The sequence below is a fragment of the Vibrio sp. 2033 genome (assembly GCF_033339735.1).
Genome location: NZ_JAWOVC010000085.1, coordinates 1 through 1,346 on the forward strand (window position 1 = coordinate 1; position 1,346 = coordinate 1,346).

Genomic DNA, 1,346 nt, shown 5'->3' on the forward strand with positions numbered 1-1,346 from the left:
TCACCTCTCAATTAGACCCTAGAGCTAACTTAGTAAAGTGTCTACTAAACGTGGGGTACTCGGAGTTATAACGCCGCGTTAAGGGGTGCAGGCACGCAATACAAAAGCTTCTGCAAAGCACCTTAAACACTAAACTCAACGCATGTTAAAAATGCCACGCGTGCCAAATCCCTCTTAAACGCTTTGTTAAGTGCAATTTTTACCCACTTCGGCTGAACAAGTGATATCGATCGTAGGGCTCAACATAAGACAAACATGACAATGCTTTTCCACCGCTTCTTGAGCTGCTCGCAAAATGTCAGATTCCTTAAAACCACTGCCATTTACTGTAAAGTGTAAGTTTGCCGATTTATATAAACGAGGTTCTGATGCCGTTAGGGCAAAAGTAACCGTATTTTCTAGACCTTGAACTTCAAAACCTTGATCTTGTAGTAACAAGACGACATCCGTAGCACTACATGAACCTAAAGCCGACAATAGAACTTCCGTTGGACAAAGGGCTTTCTCACTTGTAGCGTCAACATTAAACGTAAAACCGCCTTCAGTTGACACTTTAAAGCGACAATCACCATCCCATTTTATATTAATGCTCATACTTCCCTACTTTTTTGATGTGACTCTCGCTGATTGCACTTAACGCCGCGTTAAGGGGTGAACAACGCCACCACCTGACCTAAACCATTGTGCCATAATCACAAAAGCTAAACTTTGAACCAAAACTGCCAAGCGTTGAGAATCCCTCTTGAACGCTTTGTTATGTGCGTGCTAAACGGTAGCGCCTTACAGTGCCCTCGTTTTCACTTGTGTAGTTGCCAAGATACTCACCGCCACAGTTTTCGATAACCTTTTGGGACGCTGGATTGTCAACTGAACAAGTAACAATAACTGAATCAGTGACAATATGGTCTCGCACCCAAGCGAGGAGAAATGAAGCTACACCTTTACCGCGAGCTGACGGTCTAGTTTCGTAGCCAACATGCCCAATGACATTTTCTACGTTGGCATTAGTACCTTTACGAACTCGAATAGCGCCTAAGATTTCAGAGTCAGATACGCAATAATAAGTTGTGCTGGGCAAATAACCGTTTGGTAACTCAGAAGTTGCCTTAGAACGTTCAACCAAACCTGATAAATAAGCTTCAGGATCTTGTTCAACGCCGGAATATTTAGGGATACCCGACTCCAAACATTCTTTCGCGTAACTTGCTAATATTGGAGCTAAATCTGGACTCGCTTCTACTACTTCCATGTCAATTTTCCTCAAAAGCACATAACGCCCTGCTAAGGGGTGAGCAACGCAATACCTAAGCCGCTGCATACCACCTTAATCACTAAATTCAACGCAT

At 43.2% G+C, this 1,346-nt stretch carries 2 protein-coding genes; both read right to left on the bottom strand.

Annotation, left to right across the window (positions count from 1 at the left end):
- Positions 1-186 precede the first annotated feature (186 nt).
- On the bottom strand, positions 187-594 hold the full coding sequence (locus R7P74_RS24765; RefSeq protein WP_213904180.1) for an OsmC family protein: 408 nt from the start codon (positions 592-594) through the stop codon (positions 187-189).
- Between the two features lie 160 nt (positions 595-754).
- The gene (locus R7P74_RS24770) at positions 755-1,249 is read right to left on the bottom strand and encodes a GNAT family N-acetyltransferase (RefSeq protein WP_213886992.1); all 495 of its coding nucleotides are present in this window, start codon (positions 1,247-1,249) and stop codon (positions 755-757) included.
- Between the last annotated feature and the right edge of the window lie 97 nt (positions 1,250-1,346).